The following is a 23323-nucleotide window of genomic DNA, read 5'->3' as shown; positions in this document are numbered from 1 at the left end:
CTCTGCAGCTCTCCTGGAAGGTGGTTTGTGCATGCCTGCTCATGTTCCGAACGCCGGTCTGACCCGGCGGGACCTGCTCAAGCGGACCGGCGGCCTGGCCGCGCTGGCCGCGTTCGCGGCCGCGTGCGGGAGCAATACCGGCAGGCCGTCCGGCGGCGGGGGAGACGCCGGCGGAGCCAAGGTCACGCTGTCGCAGTGGTACCACCAGTACGGCGAGACCGGCACGAAGGAAGCGGCGCTGAAGTACGCCAAGGCGTACACCGACGCGAACGTCGCGGTGCAGTGGACTCCGGGTGACTACGGCAGCAAGCTGTCGTCCGGCCTGCTGTCCAACAAGGGACCGGACGTCTTCGAGAGCCAGCTGAACATCGGCATGGTGAAGAGCAACCAGGTGGTGCCGCTGGACGACATCATCGCCGACGTCAAGGACGACTTCCAGCCGGGCGACCTGGCCACGAACACCGTCGACGGCAAGGTCTACGGCATCCGGATGATCGTCGACCCGCAGGTCATCTACTACCGCAAGAGCCTGCTGGACAAGGCCGGGATCAAGCCGCCGGAGACCGTCGACGACCTGATCGCCGCGGCCAAGGAACTCACCACGAACAAGATGAAGGGCATCTTCGTCGGCAACGACGGCGGTCTCGCGATGGGCGGGCCGGCGCTCTGGTCGTCCGGTGGCGACCGCCTGACCGAGGACCACAAGCCCGGGTTCACCGACGCCCGCGCGGCGCAGGCCTTCGGAAAGCTGCACCAGCTGTACGCCGACAAGAGCGTGCTGCTCGGTGCCCCGACGGACTGGTGGGACCCGGGGGCGATCAACCAGGGCCTGGTCGCGATGCAGTGGATCGGCATGTGGGCAGTGCCGGGGATGCAGAAGGCGCTCGGGGACGACCTCGGGGTGATCCCGTTCCCGAAGCTCGACGCCCAAGGGCAGCCGGCCGTGTACTCCGGCGGCTGGACGCAGTTCGTCTCGGCGAAGAGCCCGAACATCGACGCCGCGAAGAAGTACGTCAAGTGGCTGTGGATCGACAAGGAGGACTTCCAGGAGGACTGGTCCCTCAACTACGGCTTCCACATCCCGCCGCGTAAGAGCCTCGCCGCCAAGGCCTCCAAGCTGCAGAGCGGCGTCGCGGCCGAGACGGTCAAGCTCACCCAGGACCACGGCCACACCGACGACCCGGCCTGGACGCCGAAGATGAACACGGCGTTCAACGACATGCTCACCAACATCATCCGGAAGGGAGCCGACCCCGCCGCCGAGATCGCCAAAGCCGAGAAGACCGTCAACACCGAGCTGACGCGGCTGTTCGGATGACCAGTACCGCTCCCGCGAAGACGGTTCGCCCCGCTGCCACTGGTGAGCAGCGGGGCCGTCGGCGGAAACAGGGGATCGCAGGCAACACCCGCTGGTTCTGGGTGTTCGTGGGGCCGTTCTTCCTCGGCCTGCTCGTCTTCTCCTACCTGCCGATCATCTGGAGCCTGGTCCTCAGCTTCTTCGAGGCCTACAACACGGTCACGCCGTCCAAGTTCGTCGGGCTGCAGAACTACGTCGACATGCTGACCGACCAGGCCTTCCTGTCCAGCCTGGGCACGTTCACCGTGTTCGCGGTGTTCATCGTGCCGCTGACGTTCGTGCTGTCGCTCGGGCTCGCGCTGCTGGTCAACCAGGTGAAGGTGGCCCGGGCGTTCTTCCGGTCGGTGTTCTTCCTGCCGACCGCGTGCTCGTACGTGGTGGCGTCGCTGATCTGGCGGCTGTCGATCTTCAACGGCGTCCGGTTCGGGCTCGCGAACACCGTGCTCGGCTGGTTCGGCATCGAGAACATCGCCTGGCTGTCCACGGTCGACCCGCCGTGGTACTGGATCCCGCTCATCACCGTCCGGCTCTGGCTGCAGCTCGGGTTCTACATGATCCTGTTCATCGCCGGGCTGCAGCGGATCTCGCCGACGCTCTACGAGGCGGCGTACGTCGACGGCGCCCGGCCCGGGTGGCAGGTCTTCCGATACATCACGTTGCCGCAGCTGCGGACGACGTCGGTCGCCGTACTGATCCTGAACCTGATCGCGGCGTACCAGGCGTTCGACGAGTTCTACAACCTGGTCGGCAACGTGAACTTCGCCCGGCCGCCGCTGGTCTACCTCTACGGCATCTCGCTCGGGTCCATCCAGGACCTCGGCCACGGCTCGGCCGGCGCGCTGATCCTGGCGGTGATCATCATGCTCGTCACGCTGCTGCAGAACAGGATCTTCGGATTCGGGAAGGCGAGTGACTGATGGCCGTCACCGAGCGTACGACGGGAACCCCGCAGCCGATCGGCTTCAGCCGTAGCACCGCCGGCCGGGTCGGGCTGGCGCTACGGTGGGTGGCGCTGGTCGTGGCGGTGGTGCTGTTCCTGCTGCCGTTCTACCTGATCCTGCGCAACGCGCTGGCCACCGAGGCCGACATCACCGCGCCGGACTGGACGCTGTTCCCACGTGAGCTGCAGTGGGGCAACATCAGCGAGCTGTTCAACGACACCGAGGTGCCGATGGCGCGCTCGCTGTACAACTCGGCCGTCGTCGGCATCGTGGGCACGGCCGGACAGTTGCTGCTGGCATCGATGGCCGGCTATGGCCTGGCCCGGATTCCGTACCGGCACGCCGACAAGGTCTTCTACGCGATCGTCGCCACGCTGATGATCCCGGCCGCGGTCACGTTCATCCCGAGCTTCATCGTGGTGTCGTCACTCGGCTGGGTCAGCTCACTGCGCGGGCTGATCATCCCGACGCTGTTCAGCGGGTTCGCCGCGTTCCTGTTCCGGCAGTACTTCCTGAACTTCCCGCGGGAGCTCGAGGAGGCGGCGCGGGTGGACGGTGCCGGGCACTTCGGGGTGTTCTGGCGGATCGTCGTACCGAACTCTCTGCCGTTCTTCGCGGCGTTGGCCGCGATCACGTTCATCGGCAACTGGAACTCGTTCCTCTGGCCGCTCGTGATCGGCCAGGACTCGTCCTCGTGGACCGTCCAGGTAGCCATGTCCACCTTCGTCACTGCACAAACCATCAACATCCACGAGCTGTTCATGGCTGCGGCGGTGTCCATCCTTCCGTTGGTTCTGATCTTCCTGTTCCTTCAGCGCTACCTGATCCAGGGAGTGACGCAGTCCGGCCTGAAGGACTGAACGGACACCGCTTCGGCGAACAACTGCACAGACGGCAACAACGGACACCGCTGCGCGGCGGCTGTCCCGTTTGCCGACTTCGTCGGCGCTGCTCGTGACCACGCCTCGGCGTCTTCGGCGGACAACTGAGACTCCGGCGGGGAGTCCACCAGGCTCCCCGCCGGTCGCCCCACCAACGCCCGCCGGTCGGACGCCGCTGCGCGGCGGCTGTCTTGCTAGCCGGCTCTGCCCGCGCCGCGGATCGTGAACGCACCCGGCGTACGCCGGCGAACAGCTGCATAGACGGCAACCCCGGCGGCGAAGGACGCCGCCGAGCTCGTCGCGAGTCAGTTCGAGACGTTGTGGGGGAGCGCCCGTGCGCTGCCGCTCGCATCAGCGGACCGCGGCGAGTAGGTCTCACCTGGGCGGGATGAGGTGGGGGTGGGGTTGGTTCGGGAGGGTGGTGGGGGAGGTTCGGATGGCGGCTTTGACGGTGTGGAAGTTTGGGACTTGGGATGGGGCCAATCAGGCGATCGGTACGTTGGAGTCGTTGGCCAAGCAGGGGTTGATCAAGGTGCATGATGCTGCGTCGGTGTCGTGGCAGCCGGAGGCGAGGCGGCCGCGGACTCGGCAGGTGCGGAATCTGACCGGGGTCGGTGCGATCGGCGGCATGTTCTGGGGGATGTTGTTCGGGATGATCTTCCTGATGCCGTTCGCCGGTGCTGCGATCGGGGCCGCGTCGGGTGCGCTCGCCGGATCGCTGGTCGACGTGGGGATCAGCGACGACTTCATCAAGTCGGTCCGTGACCAGGTCACACCCGGTACGTCGGCCCTGTTCCTGCTGTCGAGCGACGCCGTACAGGACAAGATCAGAGCCACCTTCGCCGCCACCGGCCTCCAGATGCCCCAACTCATCCAGTCGAACCTCACGACCGAGCAGGAGGCCGCGCTCCGCGAAATGTTCGGCGGCTAGCTTCGCAGACCAGCTCCGGCCGGCGGTGGATCAGGTCTCGCGCCAGGTTTCGGCGAAGGCCAGCGCGGCGGAGCTTCCGAACCAGCCTTCCGGCTGGTGGATCTCGCCGCGGGCCGCGACGCCGTTGACGCGAACGTCGGCTGCGGCGCACGGGCAGGCGACGGCGCAGGTCTCGAAGCCGGTGAGTTGCGTCCTCACCTCGAAGCAATCGAGTACGTCGCGCCACTCGAGCTCGATCGTGGTCGTGGCGGCGACGCAGGTGATGCGGTGGAACCGGTCGCCGCCGGAGACCTCGACGAACCGGGCCGGCACCGGCGGACCGGACTCGATCCCGCGTCCGCGGATCAGGTCGTAGTCGCGAGAGAAGTGCTCCCAGACGTACCCGGCCAGCTCCGGGTTGTCGGCGTACATGCCGACCGGCGCATCGGATCCGAGTCCCGAGCCGGCCGGATCGGTCCAGATCAACAGCGCCCGTCCCGCCCCGACAGGTGAGTACCGCGCTGTCCACATGCTCACCAGTACGACGATGTCGTCGCTGCCAGGGCGATACAGAATGATCATCGGATTCTCACCGGCGATCTTGATACCGCGCCGAATGATGGGCTCGACCATCCTCGAATGTTCCCACGAGTCGGCGAGATGCAGTCGCCAGATCGGCGCGCGCAACGGATCGGGGGACGGGCAGCAGCATGCCCAGAAGTTCCGGAACCGGGGTGGGAAGTTCCGGAACCGGGAGAGGGGTGTGGGAAGGGGGTTGGGTGCGTATTGTCGCGGCTGCGAGTAAGCGCTTGCCGGGACGAGGAGGGTTTGTGAGGCGGACTCTTGGGGTGGCGGTTGTGGTGGCGGCGTTGGTTGGTGGGGTGATGAACGCCGGGCCGGCCGCCGCGGACAGGGCTGGGCGTGGTGCCGTGGTCGGCGGGACCTATTCGAGTGGGCCGGACCAGTCTTGGCGTGCGCTGCCGACGACGTACGTCGGGAATGACGACGGCACAGCGACGGACGCCACGGTGGTGATCGATCCGAGTGCTGAGCGGCAGCAGTACTCCGGTGTCGGGTTCTCGCTCGACGAGACCAGTGTGTCGAACCTCTGGAAGCTGACGCCGGCCGAGCGGGAGCGGGCGATTCGGCTGCTGGTCGATTCGAAGACCGGCGCGGGGCTGGACCGGTTCCGGCTGACGATCGGGAGCCCGGACCTGATCGAGCACCTGCCGTTCTGGTCGTACGACGAGCTTCCCGCGGGCGTCACCGAGGACTTCGGGCTGAAGTACTTCTCGATCCAGCGCGACCTCGACACCCACATCGTCGAGACGGCCCAGCTGATCAAGCGGTACAACCCGCGCGCGACGTTCTTCGCGTCGGCGTGGAGCGCCCCGGCGTGGATGAAGACGAACAACCGGTTCACCGGCGAGGTCGCGTTGAATCCCGGCAGCACCACGTCGTACCACCAGGTCGGCAAGCTGCGCGACGACTGCATCGACGTGTTCGCCCGGTACTACGTGAAGTACCTGCAGGCCTACGCCAAGCACGGGATCAAGGTCGACGCCCTGACCCTGCTGAACGAGCCGGGCATCGACGTGGTCTACCCGGCGATGGACATCAGCATCCCGCAGCAGCAGAAGCTCGCGGTCGCGATCAAGCGTGAGGTACGGCGGGCCGGCCTCGACACCGACCTGTACGTGCACGACTTCAACTTCTGGGACTGGCGCGACCCCAACAGCACCGAGACGAAGAACTACCACCGCATCTTCGAAGACCCGGCGACTCGCCGCGCCGCTGACGGGATCGCGTTCCACCCGTACTGGGGTGACCCCGCCGTGATGCGGGACGCGTACGAGGAGTTCGGCAAGCCGGTCCACATGACCGAGACGAGCGACCTGTCGCCCGCGACGATCCTGAACTACTTCCGGCTCGACGCGTCGTCGTACGTGATGTGGGCGCAGGCGACCGACCAGGACGGCGGCACGCTGCACTGGACGCCGTTGCGCGACAACAACGTCGACTGGGCGGAGGTCGGGCGTACGACGAAGTGGCCGAATCGGCTGGTCAAGGTCGACACCACGACGCGGACGTTCAGCGTCCGCAACGAGCTGTACGCGATGGGGCAGTTTGCGAGGTACCTCGGTCCGGAGCACACGCGGGTCGAGTCGAGCGCGACCGCCAACGGGATCAGCAACGTGGTGTTCAAGGATCGGCATGACGACTTCGTAGCGATCGTGGGGAACGCCAACACAACGCCCAGCAAGGTGCGCGTGGTGCTGGCCGGGAAGTCGTTCCAGGTAACGGTGCCGGCGTCGTCGTACGCGACGTACCGCTGGCGTGGCGATGTGCCGTCGTCGCACCACAACTCGGCTCCGGTACTGCGTGATGTGCCGGACGTCGTGGCTGATCAGTACGCCGCTACCGAGGTGCAGTTGTCGGCGTCGGATCGGGACCGGGATCGGCTCGCGTACTACGCGGTCGACCTGCCGGCTGGGGTCAGCGTCGGCGCGCGTAGTGGGCTCGTCAGCATCCGGCCGACTGTTGCCGGGTCGCTGAATCTGAAGTTCCGGGTCACTGACGGCGCGGTGTACGACGAGGTGACGGTCGCGGTGACTGTCCGGCCGCGGGGTACGCCGGTGGGGGAGAAGGCGGAGGCGGAGTCGTACGTCGCTCAGCACGGGTGGACCGAGGGCGGCGCGAACTTCATCGAGAGCAATCCGGCGGCGAGCGGCGGCAAGAACGTCGGCTGGACCGCGGCCGGCAACTGGCTGCAGTACCGCCTCGACATCACCAACGCCGGCACCTACGACCTGGAACTCCGCGTAGCCAACGGCACCGGCGCCCCGGCTCCTGACGCAATCTCAATCCGCGACGGTTCCGGCGCCGTACTCGCAAAGCTCTCGGTCCCCGACACCGGCGGGTGGTCCACTTACCAATCCATCCACACCCAACTCACTCTCCCAGCAGGAGACCAACTCCTGACGGTCCACTGCGAGACCGGCGGCTTCAACCTCGACTACCTCCGCCTGACGTAGCGGGCGGGCCAATCGGACACCGCTGGGCGGCGGCTGTCTTATCGGCCGCCTTCGCCGGGGCCGCCGGCCGTCACCCGGGTCGGCGCCGTCCGGCGAGCACCTGTGAACACGTGAGGGACCGGATAGCGGTCTGACCCGGCGTCCGCCCGGTCGCGCCCATCGTTAGGGGGTTGCGTCGACGACGGCCTTCCAGTCGTTGGGGTCGTGGGGGATTGAGATGTGTTCGTGGGTGATGAGCCAGCGGTTGTCGAGGTGGCGTAGGCAGACGGTTGAGTGGACCCAGACGGCGAGTTCTAGGCCGTTTCGGCGGGTGCCGCTGTCCAGGTGGAGCATGTGGGCGAACGCCACGTCCCCGCTCACCGCCACGCGTTGGTCCTGGGTCTCCAGGCCGATCGGGCCGGCGTACTCGTCGAACCAGCGGACGAAGTTCCGCCGTACCTCATCCGTGCCGATGAACTGCAGCGGCGCGATCACGTCGTAGTAGACGATGTCGTCGGCGTACAGCGACATCAGCGCGTCGATGTCCTTCGCCCGGCAGGCCTCGACCCGCCGCTCCAGCAGTTCATCGATTGCCACGTCATAGCTCGTCTGTGTCATACCGGTACGACGAAGCGGCCGGCCGAACTGTGAGGCTAGCTGGACGCACTCGCGTACGACCGAATCCCGTGCCGCCAGAACAGCCGCACGAGTACGACGGCCACGAGAGCCAGCCCGACTCCGCCCGCGACCGGCGTCCACCCGATCCCACCGGCCAGCGCCTGGACCGGGAACGTTGTCGCGAACGCCACCGGAAACGCGAACGTGAGGAACGCGCGCACCGCGGTCGGGAAGAACACCAGCGGATAGCGCCCCGCCTCGACCAGGTTGAGGAAGATGAACCCGATCGGGCTCACCGACTGCAACCAGAACGCGAGGAACGACATCGCACTCCACACGCAGACGAGCAGCACCAAACCGGCCGCCGCGAGGACGAGCGCCTGCAGGATGTCCAACGCGTTCGGCGCGGCGTCGGCCTGCACCAGGCCGACCACCAGCACCACGATGCCGCTGGCAACATTGCTCAGCTCCGCGACGTTGATCCACCGCAGCGTCAGGTAGAACTGGCTCGACACCGGCCGCAGCAGCACGCCGTCGAGCTCGCCCTCGGTGATGTACGACGTCATCCGGTTCAGATTCGGGGCAACGAATGTGGCCAGCAGCCCGGTCGCGATCTGATACATCCCGACCAGCGCGATGACCTCTGCCCGCGACCAGCCTTGCACCTCGTCGGTGTACCCGAACAGCAACAGGATCGGCACGGTCCCGAGCCCGAGCTGGACCAACCCGACCAGCAGCGTGGTGAGGAAATGCGCCCGGTAGTGCGTCTCGCGGACGACGGCCTGCGCAAGGAACCGGCGCCACAGCCTGATGTGCCGCCACTGCACATGCAGCCAGCTGCGATCCAGCGGTTGCCGTTCATCCGCTTGTGTACGAAGGTCGCTCATGCGCCCACCGCCGAGTACGCGCGGATCCCGACCGACCAGACGAGTCGAGCGAGTACGCCGAACACGACGACGTACCCGAACTGAAGCGTCAGCCCCACCAGGAGTTCCGGACCGGACAACGAGCCCGCGACGATCTCCACCGGGAACGACACCGTGAACCGGAACGGCTGATGGTCGATGAACCCCCGCGACCAGTCCGGCATCAGGGCCAGCGGTACGACGGAGCCGGACAGCACCCCCGCGATGATCACCCGGGCCTGCGCGAGCGCGGTCACGTCGTCCATCCAGAACGCGAGCGACGCGATCAGGATGTCGATGGTGAACACCAGGATCGCGCCGAGCACCAGGCTGACCGCGAACAAGGCCCAGTGCCCCGGGCCGGCCGGGATGCTCATCGAGTCGCGGAAGATCCACCACAGCACGCCGATCATCGGGACCAGCGCGATCACCTTCAGGAACTTCTCCGACAGGTTGTTCGCGACGAACCCGACCAGCAACGACGCCGGCCGCACCATCCAGCTGGACAGCTTGCCGAGCCGGATGTCGTTGGCGAGGAAGCCGGTCATCCACGACGAGGTCGCCATCGTGACGAAGCTCAGCAGCACGAAGTACGTCGTGAGGTAGCGCTCGTCGACCGGAAGCCGGGCCCCGGTCGCGATCGCCGTACGCCAGATCAGCAACGAGATGATCGGCACGCAGATGTTGGCCGCCATGAAGATGATCCAGGCGCCCCGGTAGATCGACTGCTGTGCGATCTCGGCCGCGGTCATCCGGCGCAGCACCCGGAGGTTGCGGACCAGCGCGCTCACGACGGGTCCGCCAGCGTGCTGCGGCGCAGGAACAGGTCGCGCATGATCTCCTCGATGTCGGCGTCCGCGACGTCGAGGTCGACCAGCGGACCGATCCGCGTGAGCCGTTCGAGGACCTGCCCGGCGCGCTCCCGATCGACCTCGAGCTTGACGACCAGGCCGGAGCTCTCGACTGCGGTGACACCTTCCAGCGTCGCCAGCGGGCCGGCGTCGACCTCGTTCGCGTACGTCGCCTGGACGAGCTTGCGCGGTCGCGCCGTACGCACGAGATCGTCGAGGCCGCCGTCGTACTGCAGGCGCCCGTGGTCGATGATCATCACCCGCGAGCAGAGCGCCTCGATGTCGTCCATGTCGTGGCTGGTGACGAGGATCGTCGTACCGCGAACCCGGTTCAGGTCCTCGAGGAACGTCCGGACCCGCGCCTTGGCGACCACGTCCAGGCCGATCGTCGGCTCGTCCAGGAACAGGATCTCCGGCCCGTGGACGAGGGCAGCCAGCAGTTCGAGCTTCATCCGCTCACCGAGGGAGGTCTTGCGGACCTGCACGTTCAGCAGGTCCTGGACCTCGAGCAGTTCGGCGAGCTCGGCGACGTTCCGCTCGAACTCCGCCGCCGGCAGTCCGTACATGTCCTTGTGCAGCAGCAGGCTCTCCATGGCCGGCACGTCCCACCACAGCATCGTCTTCTGCCCCATGACGAGCGCGATCCGCCGCAGGTAGTCGTACTTGCGATCCGACGGCGTGCACCCGAGCACCTGCAACTCACCGGACGTCGTGTAGAGCAACCCCGACAACATCTTCAGCGTCGTCGTCTTCCCCGCCCCGTTGGGCCCGAGCAGCCCGACTACCTCACCCCGGTCAATGCTGAACGACACCGCATCGACCGCAAGCCGCGTCTCGTACTTCCGCCGGACCAGGCTCCTGACCGCCCCACCAAGCCCCGCCGCCTGCTTGTGAAACGTGTACGTCTTGGTGAGATCGCGCGCCGCGATCACCGGTTGCTGAGCAATCACGATTGGTGCACCGCTTTCGAGAGTCGGTTGACCGCCGGACCGGGCAGCGTCACCGCGCACAGCGCGGGAGTCACCCGAACCCGCCAGGCTGGATCGGCCGGACGACCTCCCGGCCCGTCCCGGCTACGCGACCCTCGACAGCACCAGCCGACGAAAAATCAACCGTGCCCACTAGCCCAACGACTCACAGGCGCCTCCGCTCCCTCGACGTGCGGCCACCACTGAGAACGTATGGCACCTCGGAAATCGCTGTCCACCCCATTTCACCGGCCGCTGGGAAAGCCCACGCACCGCTACGCCCGGGCTCCCACCCACCCAGCCTTCCCTGCGGGCTGTCGCCCGCGACCTGCCGGACTCATTCGTCGCCTGCGATCAACAGCCACGTGGTCGCGACACCAGGCGATCCGTCAGGCCGATGGTGTGCTCCTGACCCGGGTCACCAGACTGAGCATCGAACGGGGAGCCGCCTCGGGTGAGGCGACTCCCCATCACATGATGAATGGAGCGGATGGCTTCGATCCGGGTCCGCCTCGACGGATCCCCGCTGGCGTGACCAGGTGGCAGTCGACCGCCGGCGACGAAGGAACCGGCAGATCGCGGGCGACCAGCCCGCAAGTCAGCTTCGGGTGGGTGGGAGCGACCGGCGAAGCGACGTAGGAGCGCGCGTAGCGGGCGGGTGGGTCGACCGCGTGGGTTGACTACTCGGCTACCTGGTAGGTGGGGGTGATGAGGGCTCGGGCGAGGGTGTGGAAGGCGAGGTTGAAGCTGACTACGGCTGGGGTGGCGTCGGAGTCGACGTCCAGGGCTTCTACGTCGATCGCGTGGACGGCGAAGTAGTAGCGGTGGACCTGGTCGCCGGCGGGTGGGGCGGCGCCGCCGTAGTTCTTGGTGCCGAAGTCGTTGCGGACGTGGAAGGCGCCGTTCTCGAGGCGTTCGGTGGTGCCGGCGCCGGTGTCGAGGGAGGTGACGGTCGCGGGGAGGTTGACCAGGACCCAGTGCCAGAAGCCGGAGACGACCGGCGCGTCGGGGTCGAAGCAGGTGACGACGAAGGCCTTGGTCTCCTCGGGGAAGCCGGACCAGCTCAGCTGCGGCGAGGTGTTGCCGCCGGCGAAGGCGTGGTCGTCGGACAGCGGCTCGCCGTCGGCGACGTCGGTGCTGGTGACGGTGAAGGTGCCGGCCTTCGGGAGGAGCTGGTACGGGTCCGGTGCGACGGGGCGATCGAGCGACATCTGGGAGCCTCCGGGGTCTCGCGACGTGTGGTGATTCCGACATTACTGTCCACATCACATGGATTCGTCCAGGGGCACCCGGGTGGAGATGCGAAGATCGGACCAGGCGACGAGTGGAGGACGTGCGGTGGAGGAGTACCTGGCCCGGATCGGCCCGGCGGACGCGGTGGCGATGCGCGCGGCCGCGGAGCGCCAGCTCGCATTGACGAAACCGGCCGGTTCCCTCGGCGTGCTGGAGGAGCTGTCGGTCCGCGTGGCCGGGATGACCGGCAGCTGCCCGCCCGCCGTGCCGGCGCCCGCCGTGGTGACCGTCTTCGCGGCCGACCACGGCGTCCACGCACAAGGCGTATCGCCCTGGCCGCAGGAAGTGACCGCCGCGATGCTGGCGAACTTCGCCGCCGGTGGCGCCGCGGTCAACGCGTTCGCGGCGAACAACCGGGTCGACGTGCGCGTGGTCGACGTAGGCGTCGCGGCCGATGTGGACGAGTTGGACATCGTGCACGCCAAGGTCCGTCCCGGCACGCGAGACCTGTCCGCCGAGCCGGCCCTGACCGAGGACGAGGTGAAGGCGGCGATCGCGGTCGGCTTCGACCTCGCGAACACTCTGGTCAACGACGGCTACCGCTGCCTCCTGACCGGCGACATGGGCATCGCGAACACGACCGCCTCGGCCGCTCTGATCGCAACCTTCACCGGTTCGACCGCGGACGTGGTCACCGGCCGCGGCACCGGCATCGACGACGCCACGCTCGCCCACAAGACCAAAGTGATCAAGGATGCGCTCGCACGGCACGACGTACCGGCGACGGAGCCAGTCAAAGCCCTCGAGGCGTACGGCGGCCTCGAACACGCAGCCCTGGCCGGGTACATCCTCGGTGCCGCGGCCAACAAGGTGCCCGTCGTCCTCGACGGGGTGATCGCGGGCGCCGCGGCCTTGGTCGCGCAGGCGTTGCACCCGGCCGTGATCGACTACTGCGTCGCCGGGCATCGCTCGGCCGAGCCGGGACATGCGGTCGCGTTGAAGACGCTCGGCCTGCAGCCCCTGGTCGACCTCGACCTGAGGCTGGGCGAGGGGACCGGCGCGGTGCTGGCCTACCCGATCCTGACCTGCGCCGTCCGCGCGCTCGGCGAGATGGCCACCTTCGAGTCCGCGGGGATCAGCTCGTGACGAGTCAGTACCTGTCCGGCCTGGTGCTCGAAGGCCGCCGCGTGGTCGTGGTCGGTGGCGGCGGTGTCGCCCAGCGCCGGCTGCCCCGGCTGATCGAGTCCGGCGCGCAGATCGACCTCATCTCCCCGGCGATCACCCCGACCATCGAGGGCCTTCTCTCCAACCCGTCGCTCAGCTGGATCGAGCGCGGCTACGAGGACGGCGACCTCGACGGCGCCTGGTACGTCGTCGTGGCGACCGACGACCCGGATGTCAACGACCGGGTGTCGGCCGAGGCCGAGGAGCGCCGGATCTTCTGCGTGCGCTCCGACGACCGGTCCCGCGCCACCGCGTGGACACCCGCGTCCGGGCAGCACGACAACGTGACGATCGGCGTGCTCGGCGGCGGTGACCACCGGCGCTCGGCCGCGGTCCGGGACGCGATCCTGGAGGAGCTGCGCACCGGTGCGCTGGCGGCGCGCGAGGTCGACAAGCGGCCGGGCGTGTACCTCGTGGGCGGGGGACCGGGCGACCCGGATTTGATCACGGTCCGCGGGCGCAGGCTGCTCGCCGAGGCGGACGTCGTCGTGGCTGACCGGCTGGCGCCGCAGCAGTTGCTGGACGAGTTGCACCCGGACGTTGAGCTGTTCGACGCGGCCAAGTTGCCGCGCGGTCGTGCGGCTCAGCAGGAGGAGATCAACCGGATCCTGGTCGACCGCGGTCGGCAGGGGAAGGTCGTCGTACGGCTGAAGGGCGGCGACCCGTACGTGTTCGGTCGCGGCTTCGAGGAGGCGCTGGCCTGCGCGGAGGCCGGCGTACCGTGGACGGTCGTGCCGGGGATCACCAGCTCGATCTCGGTGCCGGCGGTGTCCGGGATCCCGGTGACACACCGCGGCGTGACGCACGAGTTCACCGTGGTGTCCGGGCACATCCCGCCGTCGCACCCGGACTCGCTGATCAACTGGGACGCGCTGGCGCAGCTGTCCGGCACGCTGGTCCTACTGATGGCAGTCGAGAACCTGCCCGCGATCACCGAGCGCCTGATCGCCGCCGGTCGCCCGGCGAGCACCCCGGCCGCGGCGATTGCCGACGGCACCCTTCCGGGACAACGGATGGTCACCTCCGACCTCGCCGGAATCGCCGAGACGATGAAGGAGGCCGGCGTCGGCGCCCCCGCGATCGTTGTCATCGGCAACGTGGTCGACGTCGCGGCGCAAGGCCGCGGCGCCGCCACCGCGGAGGCGGAAGCAGAAGCCGGAGCGGAGGCGGGCGGCGGGGTTGGCGGCGTGCGGCCTGGGGCGGGATGAGTCCGCTCGTTCCGCTGGACGACCCGGCCGATCGGCGCCTGGCTGACTACGTGCAGCTGCGGGAGGTGAATCTGCGCCGCCTCCTCGAGGAGGAGCACGGCCTGTTCATTGCCGAGGGCGACAAAGTGATCCGCCGCGCCGCCGAAGCCGGCTTCGAACCACGCTCGTTCCTGCTCGCGCCGCGCTGGCTCGACTCCCTGCACGACGTACTCGCGAAGTGGCCCGGCACACCCGTGTACGTCGTCTCGGAGGAGCTGGCCGAGCAGGTCACCGGCTTCCACGTGCACCGCGGCGCGCTGGCGTCGTACCGGCGTCAACCGGCCGTCCCCCTGCCCGACCTGCTCACGAGCGACGTACGACGGATCGCGATCTTCGACGACATCGTCGACCACACGAACGTCGGCGCCGGGTTCCGGGCGGCCGCGGCGATGGGCGTCGAGCTCGTGCTGGTCACGCCGACCTGCGCGGACCCGCTGTACCGGCGGTCGATCAAGGTCTCGATGGGCACCGTCTTCCAGGTCCCGTGGACCCGGCTCACGTCCTGGCCGGGCGACCTGGACACCCTGCACGACCGCGGGTTCGTCGCGGCGGCCTTCGCGCTCACCGACGACTCGATCAGCCTCGACGACCTGGTCGCCCGCCGCGACGAGCGGCTCGCGCTGATCTTCGGGACCGAAGGGCACGGGCTCAAGCCGCACGTGCTCGAAAAGGCAGACCTGACCGTACGCATCCCGATGGCTGGGGGTGTCGACTCCCTGAACGTGGCATCCTCGGCCGCTGTCGCCTTCTACGCGACGCAACCGTAGGGAAGTCGTGCGTACGGCGAAAACCGGTGGACGCGGGTGATCTGATGGGGGCATGCCGAAGGTAGTGCTCGTGACCGGGATGCAGGCCGCGGGGAAGTCGACGATCGCGCCGCTGCTGGCCGCTCGGCTCGGACCGCCCGCCGCGACGCTGGACGGCGACGTGTTCTACCGCGGCGTCGTCGCCGGCGCCGAGATCATGACGCCTGACCCGTCACCCGAGGCACTGCGTCAGCTGCACCTCCGGTACGACGCTTCGGCGCTGGTGGCCCAGCACTACGCCGACGCCGGCTTCGACTTCGTCTGCAGCGACAACATCTTCGAGGACGACGTCGAGCGATGGTTCAGCCGGCTGCACGACGTCGATCCGTACTTCGTGATGCTGACCCCGTCGGCCGAGTCCGTGGTGGAACGCGAGCTCGCCCGCGGCGGCAACAACGCGTACCGCGACTGGCAAGGCTCATCAGACGGTCTGATCGACGCCGTACGAGCCTTCCAGACGTACGTCGACAACACCCCACGCCGAGGCCTCTGGCTGGACACGACCAGCCTGACCCCAGAGGAGTCGGTCGAGGCGATCCTCGCGGACCTGGAGAAGGCCCGCTGGTAGGTCAGGTCGCCGGGGTGCCCTCGTGGTCGTTCTCGTGCTCGATCATGGGGGAGACGGGCCAGTCGGCAGGGTAGTCGGGGGCCAGCTCCTCGGCCTCGCCGAAGAGGCGCTTGCGGTACTTGCGGGAGAGCCGGTCGCCGAACACGGTGCCCTGGGTGTGGTCGGTCTCGTGCTGCAGGCAGCGCGCCAGCAGGCCGGTGCCCTCGTAGGAGACCGGCTCGCCGTGCTGGTCGACGCCGGTGACTCGGGCGAAGTCGGGGCGGGCGCACTTGGTGAAGGCGCCGGGCAGCGACAGGCAGCCCTCGTCGCCCTCGTCCAGGCGGCGGTCCTTGCCCTCGGGCAGCTCGATCACGGGGTTGCAGACGACGCCCTGGACCCGGTTGCCGTCCTTGTCCGGGCAGTCGAACACGAACACCTGCAGGTCCACGCCGACCTGGTTCGCCGCCAGCCCGACACCCTCGGCCGCGTTCATGGTGGCGACCATGTCGGCGATCAGCGTCTGGAACTCGTCCCCGAAGTCGGTCACGGGCTTGTTGACCCGGTGCATGACGTCCTCACCCCACCGGGTGATAGGCCGCACCGAACCGTTCTCAGGCAACGTAGACATGCCGGAAATCCTATCCACTCCGGCGACCACGCCTGCCGGGTGGCTCGCGCCACCCGGCAGCTGCGGCTTACTCGGCGTTGACCTCGTCGCGCCAGGCGACCCACTCGCGGAGCAGGCCCAGGTCGTAGTCCGGGCCGGACGACGAGACCGTGAACAGCCGGGTGCCGACGTCGAGCAGGGACTTGCCGAGGTCCTCGGGGGACTTGTTGCCGACGCCGGCCGAGCGCTCGATCTCGCCCGGGTCGCGGCCGATCGTCTTGCAGTGCTCGTCCAGTACGGCGTGCTTGTGCGCGATCGTCTCGGCGTCGCCGAACCCGTGCCAGATGTTCGCGTGCTGCGCGACCAGCTTCAGCGTCTTCTTCTCGCCGCCGCCGCCGATCAGCACCGGGATGTCCCGGGTCGGCCGCGGGTTGAGCTTGGCCCACCGCTTCTCGATCCGCGGCAGCGCCTCGCCGAGCGCGTCCAGCCGGCCGCCCGCCGTACCGAACTCGTAGCCGTACTCGTCGTAGTCCTTCTCGAACCAGCCCGAGCCGATGCCGAAGATCAGCCGGCCGTCGCTGATGTGGTCGACCGTGCGGGCCATGTCGGCGAGCAGGTCGGGGTTGCGGTAGGAGTTGCAGGTGACCAGCGCGCCGAACTCGATCCGCTCGGTCGCCTCGGCCCACGCGGCGAGCATGGTCCAGCACTCGAAGTGCAGGCCCTCCGGCTCACCGGACAGCGGGTAGAAGTGGTCCCAGTTGAACGCCACGTCGACGCCGATCTCCTCGGCCGCGGCCACGGTCCGCCGGATGTCGGCGTACTGGGCGTGCTGGGGCTGGACCTGCAGGCCGATCCGGACCGGGAAGGCGGCGTACGGACGGTCGGTGGACTCGGAATCTGTCATGGTGGAGATCCTATCCGGCTTTGCGGAGGACCCTCCGGATCAGGCCGGTATCCGAACGAGGCGGGGGTACGGCGGGATGCCGAACGGCGATGAGATCGACGAGTTCGCGCGGCTGTTCACCGGGTTCCTGGAGCGGATGCAGCAGCACCGCCGCGCGGGCGACCGGGACAGCCTGCTGGACCGGTTGCGGACACATCTCGGCGCCGATCCCGAGCAGTTGCCGGTGGTCGCGTCGAACTTCGCGTCGTACGACCTGCCGAACGTGCAGCTCGCGATCGAGGCGTGGTTCGACTCGTTCGAGGTGATCGGGCTGGCCGGGTCGAACCGCGGTCACCACTCGCTCGGTGAGGTGCTCGAGCTCGCGCAGTACGACCGGTTCGGCATCGGGGCGGTCGACTACGAGCGGCTGCCGATCGACGTGGACGAGGAGATGGACTGCGTCGCGTTCGGGTTCTACCTCGGCGTGCGGGGTGCGGACCGGTACGTCGCGCTGCTGCGGTCGGCGAACCCGCAGTACGGGCGGATGCGGGTCGATCTGGAGGTGCTGGCGACCGGGAAGGCGGACAGTTTCCTCGATGCGCTGCCGGAGCTGATCCGGGAGCACAACATCTTCCGCGGGAAGGTGGTGTCGTTCGAAGGGCACGAGTTCGGGCACGGGGTGGGGCCGTTCCGGTTGCATCCGCGGCCGGGCATCGGCCGGCAGGACGTCGTACTGCCGGCTGGGGTGCTGGAGCGGGTCGAGCGTGAGGTGATCGGGATCGCCGACCACCGGCAGACGCTGCTCGATGCCGGTCAGCACTTGCGGCGGGGCGTGCTGCTCTATGGGCCGCCTGGGACTGGGAAGACGCACACCGTGCGGTACCTGCTCTCCCGGTTGCCGAAGTTCACCGTCGTACTGCTGGCGGGGACGAGCATCGGGTTCATCTCGCAGGCGTGTTCGCTGGCGCGGTTGCTGCAGCCCGCGCTGGTCGTGCTGGAGGACTGCGACCTGGTGGCCGAGGCGCGCGACTACTCGCGCGGCATGGAGAACCCGCTGCTCTTCCAGGTGCTCAACGAGATGGACGGTCTCGCGGAGGACGCCGACGTCGCCTTCCTCCTGACCACCAACCGCGCCGACCTCCTGGAGCCCGCGCTCATGCAACGCCCCGGACGGGTCGACCTCGCTGTCGAAGTACCACTGCCGGACGCCGACGGCCGCGCCCGCCTGCTGCGGCTCTACGGCCCCGACCTGAACCTCCGCCCCGCCGTCATCGACGAGATCGTCGCCCAAACCGAAGGCACCACCGCCTCCTTCACCAAAGAGCTGGTACGGCGAACCGTCCTCCTGGCAGCCGAATCCGCCACACCCCCCGACGCCGACCACCTCCGCGCGGCAACCGCCGAACTCCTCTCCGCCCAAGACGCCCTGACCCGCCGCCTCCTGGGCGCCACCAACGGCGAAACCCCCGACTACACCCCACCCCCACCAGCCGCCCCCGGTCTCTACCCGGGCTGACCGAAGTAGGCGGCCAGGTGGCCGAGCATGGTGGTCACGCCGGCCTGGATCGCGCTTTCGTGCTCAGCCGCCATACCGGTGCTCTCGTAGTCGAGCCGGGTGCGATCACCAAGGTCCTCCAACCGCACGGTGACCACCTCCGGATCGTCGATGTGCAGCACCACGCTGCGCGGCAGATCGAACTCCCCGAACCGCACGCTGAACGGCACCTCCGCCCCGCCGTCGCCGACGAAGACCGCCGAGATGAGGCCGCCCTGCCGCGCGTCGATCGTGACCCGATCCGACGGCGTGCTGAACCCTTCCGCGACGAACCACGCCGCGAACGCCTCCGGCTCGGTGAACGCCCGAGCCACCTCCACCGGTGGCGCATCGATGACCTGCGTGACCCTGAACATGACCGAACCTCCTGCTGGGAACCAACCTGACTCCAGCACTGTGCCGCGACGCGTTTACGGTTTCTTTCCGTTGCGTCGCGGAGGAGCGCTAATGTCGGCGCATGAAGTCGTCGATTTCGCCTGTGCGTTGGACTCCGCCTGCTGCGCCGCCGAAGCGTGAGCCGACGCGGATCGAGGTGCAGACGGTCGCGTTGCCGGGGGACGGGCCGGAGGACACGCTGATCGACGACGACGGCAGTGTGCTCACCGGGCTGTACGACGGTCGCATCCTGCGGGTCAGCGCGGACGGGAAGACGATCACGACGCTTGCCGACACCGGCGGGCGGCCGCTCGGGCTGGAGTGGATGCCAGACGGGAAGGTGCTGGTCTGTGACGCCAACCGTGGGCTGCTGACGCTCGACAAGGACGGCCGGATCGCGACGCTGCTGTCCGAGGTCGACGGCCGGCCGATGCGGTTCTGCAACAACGCGGACATCACCCCGGACGGGACGATCTACTTCACCGACTCCTCGACGCGGTTCGGCATCGACGAGTGGATGGCGGACCTGCTCGAGCACTCGACGACCGGGAGCGTGTACCGCCTGACCCCGGACGGCGAGCTGACACGGCTGACCACGGGCCGGGCCTTCCCGAACGGCGTGGCGCTGAGCGGCGACCGCCGTACGCTCTTCTGGGCCGAGACCGCGACGTACGGGCTCTACAAGCTCGACCTCGCGACCGAGGGCGCGGAGCCGGAGCTGGTCGCCGCGATCCCGGGGTTGCCGGACAACATCGCGCGCGGGTCTGACGGGCTGATCTGGGTGACGATCGGCTCACCGCGGAACGCGCTGCTGGACTTCCTGCTGCCGAAGCAGCCGTTCCTGCGGACCGTGGTGTGGAACCTGCCCGAGGCGCTGAAGCCGAAGGCGGCCGACATCATCGAGATCCAGGCGTACGACGACAACGGCACGCTGGTGCACGACCTCCGCGGCCACCACCCGAACTTCCACATGCCCACCGGAGTCCGCGAACGCGACGGTCACGTCTGGCTGGGCAGCATCGGCACCAACTCCCTGGCGACCTTCCCCACCCCCACCCGCTGAACCCGTCCCGCTCCGACGCACGCGCGCCGGCCAGGCCGTCGGGGGACGGTCGTCGCTGGCCGGCGCGGTGCCGCCGAGGTCAGGGTTTGGGAGGTGGGACCTCGTCCCGGGGTTGCGGTGACTCCGGGACATCGGTGCCGGCGGTGTCGTGGCCGTTGCCGGTGACGACCAGCGTGAAGTCGTCGCCGTGGTTGCTGACGCCTTCGATGACTGCTGCCTCGACCGCCTCCGAGCCGATCGCGTGCCGCAGCATCAACGGATCCGTGCGCAGGTCCTTGGCCAGCGCGACCGCGAGCCCGACCATGACCAAAGCGAACGGCAACGCGGCCACGATCGTCAGGTTCTGCAGTCCTTGGAGCGCCTCGGACCCACCACCGCCGACCAGCAGCATCACCGCCGCCACGGCGCCGGTGAGCACGCCCCAGAAGATGACGACCGGCTTGCGGGGTTCGATCGCGCCGCGTTCGGACAACGTGCCCATCACGATGGACGCGGCGTCCGCTCCGGAGACGAAGAAGATCGCCACCAGCAGCACGACCACGATCGTCGTCACCGCGGTCAGCGGAATGTGGTCGAGCACCCCGAACAACTGTCCCTCGGTGGTGGACTGACCGGCGACGTCGACCCCGTTGCGCTGCAGGTCGATCGCCGTACCGCCGAAGATGCAGAACCAGACCAGGCTGACCAGCGACGGCACCAGCAGCACGCCGGTGACGAACTGCCGGATGGTGCGCCCGCGGCTGATCCGCGCGATGAACATCCCGACGAACGGCGTCCAGGAGATCCACCAGGCCCAGTAGAAGACCGTCCACCCGGACAGCCACTTGGACATCGCGTCGCCGCCGCTGGCCTCGGTCCGGGCCGCCATCTCGGCCAGGTCGCGGAAGTAGTCGCCGATCGCGGTCGGGACCAGGTTGAGGATCAGCACGGTCGGGCCGGCGACGAACACGAAGAACGCCAGCACGACGGCCAGCACCATGTTGATGTTGGACAGCCACTGGATGCCCTTCGCGACGCCGGACACCGCGGACGCGACGAACGCCGCGGTCAGTACGGCGATGACGCCGACCAGCAACGCGTTGCCGGTCTTGTCCAGCCAGCCCAGGATCTGCACGCCGGAGCCGATCTGCAGGGCGCCCAGACCGAGTGACGCGGCCGAGCCGAACAGCGTCGCGAAGATCGCGAGGCTGTCGATCACCTTGCCGATCGGTCCCTCGGTACGGCGGCCGAGCAGCGGCGCGAACGCGGAGCTGATCAGCTGCGAGCGCCCACGCCGGAAGGTGCCGTAGGCAATGGCTATCCCGACGACGGCGTAGATCGCCCACGGGTGCAGGGTCCAGTGGAACAGCGTGGTCGCCATCGCCGTCTCCAGCGCGGCGGACGAGCCGGCCTCGACGGTTCCCGGCGGCGGGCTGGTGAAGTGGGTCAGCGGCTCGCTGACGCCGTAGAACATCAGGCCGATGCCCATGCCGGCGCTGAACATCATCGCCACCCAGGACACGGTCTTGAACTCGGGCTCCTCGTCGTCGCGCCCGAGCGGGATCTTCCCGTACCGGCCGGCCGCCAGCCAGAGCACGTAGACGACGAAGGCGGAGGCCAGCAGGACGAACAGCCAGCCGGTGTTGGTCTCGACCCAGGTCAGGGCCGAGGTGGACGCCGTACCGAGGCCGGCGGCGTCGGCGAAGCCCCAGGCGACGAAGGCCAGGGCGATGACCGCGGTGACGCCGAAGACGACGCGGTCGAGGCCGGAGCCGCGACTTCGGCTGCCGGGCGGCGGGGGTGCTGCGATCGCAGGGTGTTGGGCATGGTCGGGGTTCGTGTTCTCTGCCGGGCTGTCGACATCGATCGCCACAGGTGAATCACGCCTCGCTTCGGCGCGCCTCCGTTTCCTTTTGGTAGGGGGACTGCCTCAAGACCGTGCCGAAGTTCGTGGCAAAACGCAACAATCGTGGTTTCGGCCACACTGTGGCTAGGGTGCGCTCATGCGATTCGGGATCACGATCCTGCCGGAGTACCGGTGGAGCGAGGCGGCGCCGCGGTGGCGGCGGGCGGAAGAGCTCGGGTTCGACCACGCGTGGACGTACGACCATCTGACCTGGAGCGGCCTGCAGGACGCGCCGTGGTACGGGACGACGCCGACACTGACCGCGGCCGCTCTCGTCACCTCGACGATCAAGCTGGGCACGTTCGTGACCTCGCCGAACTTCCGGCACCCGCTCGCGCTGACCCGCGACATCCTGGCGCTGGACGACGTCTCGAACGGCCGGTTCCTGTGCGGAGTCGGGTCGGGCGGCGGGATCGACACCACGATCCAGGGTGGGCCCGACCTCAGCCCCCGGCAGAAGGTGGACCGCTTCGAGGAGTGGGTCGTACTGCTGGACAAGCTGCTGACGACCGACGGCGTCGACTTCAAGGGCGAGTACTTCGAGACGCGCAACGGCCGGACGTTGCCCGGATGCGTCCAGCAGCCGCGGGTGCCGTTCATCATGGCGGCGAACGGCCCCCGGTCGCTGCGACTCGCGACCAGGTACGGCGCCGGCTGGGTGACGACCGGCGTGAAGTCAGCCGACTTCGACAGCTGGTTCGGGACGGTGGTCGACCTCAGCCACCGGATGGACGACGTACTCGAAGGCAAGCCCTTCGACCGCTACCTCGCCCTCGACTCGGCCCGCTTCTCCCTGAGCAGCGTCGACGCCTTCGAGGACGTCGTCGGCCGCGCCGCCGACCTCGGCTTCACCGACGTCATCACCCACTGGCCACGCGCGGACGGCGTGTACGCCGGGTCCGTCGACGTACTGGAGAGGGTGGCGGGTGAGGTCATTCCCCGTTGGCGTTAGCGCGGACCCAGGCGGGGATGACGTACCAGAACAGGGTGAACCAGGCCAGAACGATCGCGGTGACGACGATCGCGACCGAGCGGGAGAGTACGACGTCCAGCGCCAGCAGCACGCCGCCGGCCATCGCGATGACGAGGAAGACCAGTCCGGCCGAGGCCATGTGACCGGCGATCGGCAGCATCCGGTCGCGGAGCTTCTGCCTGTAGACGACGCGGTGGAAGGAGACTGGCGCGAGGAACAGCCCGACGGCCAGCGCGGAGGCGATCAAGGTGCCGGCGTACACGTCGTGGGTGAACGTGTCGGCCTCCTGGAACTTCGCCTGGAAGGCGATGCTCAGCAGGAAGGCGAACAGGATCTGGGTGCCGGTCTGGGCCAGCCGGAGCTCCTGCAGCAGTTCGTTCCAGTGCCGGTCGAGCCGCTCGGTCTTGTGCTCACCGTCGCGGTCGTACCGAGCCTCACTGTCGGTCATGTCATTGACGGTACCCGCCGGGAAACGGTAAA

General features: G+C 68.4%; 23 protein-coding genes. 12 read left to right on the top strand and 11 right to left on the bottom strand.

Annotated features, from left to right (window positions below; translation table 11 throughout):
• The first annotated feature begins 31 nt into the window (after positions 1–31).
• The 4 genes from ACWCOV_RS31420 to ACWCOV_RS31405 all read left to right on the top strand — a co-directional run bounded on the left by ACWCOV_RS31420 (position 32) and on the right by ACWCOV_RS31405 (position 4110).
• Complete coding sequence (locus ACWCOV_RS31420) at positions 32–1318, top strand: ABC transporter substrate-binding protein (RefSeq protein WP_449832954.1); 1287 nt, start codon at positions 32–34, stop codon at positions 1316–1318.
• Positions 1315–2274 (top strand): carbohydrate ABC transporter permease, encoded by a 960-nt coding sequence (locus ACWCOV_RS31415; protein WP_449832953.1) that lies wholly within the window; start codon positions 1315–1317, stop codon positions 2272–2274. The genes ACWCOV_RS31420 and ACWCOV_RS31415 overlap by 4 nt, the downstream gene beginning before the upstream one ends.
• Positions 2274–3158, top strand: coding sequence for a carbohydrate ABC transporter permease (locus ACWCOV_RS31410; RefSeq protein WP_360533566.1), 885 nt, complete (start codon positions 2274–2276; stop codon positions 3156–3158). Before ACWCOV_RS31415 ends, ACWCOV_RS31410 begins: the two co-directional genes overlap by 1 nt.
• A 529-nt stretch (positions 3159–3687) precedes the next feature.
• Positions 3688–4110, top strand: a complete 423-nt coding sequence (locus ACWCOV_RS31405) for a DUF1269 domain-containing protein (protein ID WP_449832952.1) — start codon at positions 3688–3690, stop codon at positions 4108–4110.
• 30 nt (positions 4111–4140) lie between these two features.
• On the opposite strand, the gene ACWCOV_RS31400 is transcribed toward ACWCOV_RS31405, so the two are convergent.
• Positions 4141–4671 carry a hypothetical protein gene (locus ACWCOV_RS31400; protein WP_449832951.1) on the bottom strand — a complete coding sequence of 177 codons (531 nt, stop codon included), beginning with the start codon at positions 4669–4671 and terminating at the stop codon, positions 4141–4143.
• A gap of 248 nt (positions 4672–4919) precedes the next feature.
• Here ACWCOV_RS31400 and ACWCOV_RS31395 point away from each other — a divergent pair, with 248 nt between their 5' ends.
• Positions 4920–7124 (top strand): carbohydrate-binding protein, encoded by a 2205-nt coding sequence (locus ACWCOV_RS31395; RefSeq protein ID WP_449832950.1) that lies wholly within the window; start codon positions 4920–4922, stop codon positions 7122–7124.
• Positions 7125–7286: 162 nt separating this feature from the next.
• On the opposite strand, the gene ACWCOV_RS31390 is transcribed toward ACWCOV_RS31395, so the two are convergent.
• From ACWCOV_RS31390 to ACWCOV_RS31370, 5 genes are all read right to left on the bottom strand, one after another.
• Positions 7287–7700: a YybH family protein gene (locus tag ACWCOV_RS31390; protein WP_449832949.1), complete on the bottom strand. Its 414-nt coding sequence runs from the start codon at positions 7698–7700 to the stop codon at positions 7287–7289.
• A 56-nt stretch (positions 7701–7756) separates the two neighbouring features.
• Positions 7757–8608, bottom strand: a complete 852-nt coding sequence (locus ACWCOV_RS31385; protein WP_449832948.1) for an ABC transporter permease — start codon at positions 8606–8608, stop codon at positions 7757–7759.
• Positions 8605–9417, bottom strand: a complete 813-nt coding sequence (locus ACWCOV_RS31380; RefSeq protein WP_449832947.1) for an ABC transporter permease — start codon at positions 9415–9417, stop codon at positions 8605–8607. Before ACWCOV_RS31380 ends, ACWCOV_RS31385 begins: the two co-directional genes overlap by 4 nt.
• The gene (locus ACWCOV_RS31375; protein ID WP_449832946.1) at positions 9414–10427 is read right to left on the bottom strand and encodes an ABC transporter ATP-binding protein; all 1014 of its coding nucleotides are present in this window, start codon (positions 10425–10427) and stop codon (positions 9414–9416) included. The genes ACWCOV_RS31380 and ACWCOV_RS31375 overlap by 4 nt, the downstream gene beginning before the upstream one ends.
• Positions 10428–11125: 698 nt before the next feature.
• Positions 11126–11656 carry a YbhB/YbcL family Raf kinase inhibitor-like protein gene (locus tag ACWCOV_RS31370; protein WP_449832945.1) on the bottom strand — a complete coding sequence of 177 codons (531 nt, stop codon included), beginning with the start codon at positions 11654–11656 and terminating at the stop codon, positions 11126–11128.
• A 127-nt stretch (positions 11657–11783) separates the two neighbouring features.
• Here ACWCOV_RS31370 and cobT point away from each other — a divergent pair, with 127 nt between their 5' ends.
• The 4 genes from cobT to ACWCOV_RS31350 are packed head-to-tail and all read left to right on the top strand — an operon-like array spanning position 11784 to position 15523.
• Entirely contained in the window at positions 11784–12824 is a 1041-nt protein-coding gene (gene cobT, locus ACWCOV_RS31365; protein ID WP_449832944.1) for a nicotinate-nucleotide--dimethylbenzimidazole phosphoribosyltransferase, read from the top strand.
• Positions 12821–14110: a uroporphyrinogen-III C-methyltransferase gene (gene cobA / locus ACWCOV_RS31360; RefSeq protein WP_449832943.1), complete on the top strand. Its 1290-nt coding sequence runs from the start codon at positions 12821–12823 to the stop codon at positions 14108–14110. Before cobT ends, cobA begins: the two co-directional genes overlap by 4 nt.
• Entirely contained in the window at positions 14107–14916 is an 810-nt protein-coding gene (locus ACWCOV_RS31355) for a TrmH family RNA methyltransferase (RefSeq protein ID WP_449832942.1), read from the top strand. The genes cobA and ACWCOV_RS31355 overlap by 4 nt, the downstream gene beginning before the upstream one ends.
• A gap of 52 nt (positions 14917–14968) precedes the next feature.
• On the top strand, positions 14969–15523 hold the full coding sequence (locus ACWCOV_RS31350) for an AAA family ATPase (RefSeq protein ID WP_449832941.1): 555 nt from the start codon (positions 14969–14971) through the stop codon (positions 15521–15523).
• 1 nt (position 15524) lies between these two features.
• Here the strand turns inward: ACWCOV_RS31350 and def are convergent, their stop codons facing one another.
• Together def and ACWCOV_RS31340 are read right to left on the bottom strand one after the other, a co-directional pair.
• A complete protein-coding gene (gene def / locus ACWCOV_RS31345) occupies positions 15525–16130 on the bottom strand; it encodes a peptide deformylase (protein ID WP_449832940.1) in 606 nt (201 codons plus the stop codon).
• 67 nt (positions 16131–16197) lie between these two features.
• Positions 16198–17013 carry an LLM class F420-dependent oxidoreductase gene (locus ACWCOV_RS31340; RefSeq protein WP_449832939.1) on the bottom strand — a complete coding sequence of 272 codons (816 nt, stop codon included), beginning with the start codon at positions 17011–17013 and terminating at the stop codon, positions 16198–16200.
• Between the two features lie 76 nt (positions 17014–17089).
• Here ACWCOV_RS31340 and ACWCOV_RS31335 point away from each other — a divergent pair, with 76 nt between their 5' ends.
• Positions 17090–18508 (top strand): AAA family ATPase, encoded by a 1419-nt coding sequence (locus tag ACWCOV_RS31335; RefSeq protein WP_449832938.1) that lies wholly within the window; start codon positions 17090–17092, stop codon positions 18506–18508.
• On the opposite strand, the gene ACWCOV_RS31330 is transcribed toward ACWCOV_RS31335, so the two are convergent.
• Positions 18496–18903 (bottom strand): SRPBCC family protein, encoded by a 408-nt coding sequence (locus ACWCOV_RS31330; RefSeq protein WP_449832937.1) that lies wholly within the window; start codon positions 18901–18903, stop codon positions 18496–18498. The genes ACWCOV_RS31335 and ACWCOV_RS31330 overlap by 13 nt on opposite strands.
• Before the next feature lie 101 nt (positions 18904–19004).
• On the opposite strand from ACWCOV_RS31330, the gene ACWCOV_RS31325 reads away from it, so the two are divergent.
• Positions 19005–19985 carry an SMP-30/gluconolactonase/LRE family protein gene (locus ACWCOV_RS31325; RefSeq protein WP_449832936.1) on the top strand — a complete coding sequence of 327 codons (981 nt, stop codon included), beginning with the start codon at positions 19005–19007 and terminating at the stop codon, positions 19983–19985.
• 79 nt (positions 19986–20064) lie between these two features.
• Here the strand turns inward: ACWCOV_RS31325 and ACWCOV_RS31320 are convergent, their stop codons facing one another.
• Entirely contained in the window at positions 20065–21837 is a 1773-nt protein-coding gene (locus ACWCOV_RS31320) for a BCCT family transporter (RefSeq protein ID WP_449832935.1), read from the bottom strand.
• A gap of 130 nt (positions 21838–21967) precedes the next feature.
• Between ACWCOV_RS31320 and ACWCOV_RS31315 the strand changes: the two genes are divergently transcribed.
• Entirely contained in the window at positions 21968–22822 is an 855-nt protein-coding gene (locus tag ACWCOV_RS31315) for an LLM class flavin-dependent oxidoreductase (RefSeq protein ID WP_449832934.1), read from the top strand.
• Here the strand turns inward: ACWCOV_RS31315 and ACWCOV_RS31310 are convergent.
• Positions 22803–23291, bottom strand: coding sequence for a DUF6328 family protein (locus ACWCOV_RS31310; RefSeq protein ID WP_449832933.1), 489 nt, complete (start codon positions 23289–23291; stop codon positions 22803–22805). The two genes, ACWCOV_RS31315 and ACWCOV_RS31310, sit on opposite strands and share 20 nt — an antisense overlap.
• Positions 23292–23323: the final 32 nt, after the last annotated feature.

It is taken from the genome of Kribbella sp. NPDC002412, assembly GCF_053592935.1.
Note: the sequence above shows the minus strand (reverse complement) of the source record. Positions and strands in the feature narration are given on the sequence as shown.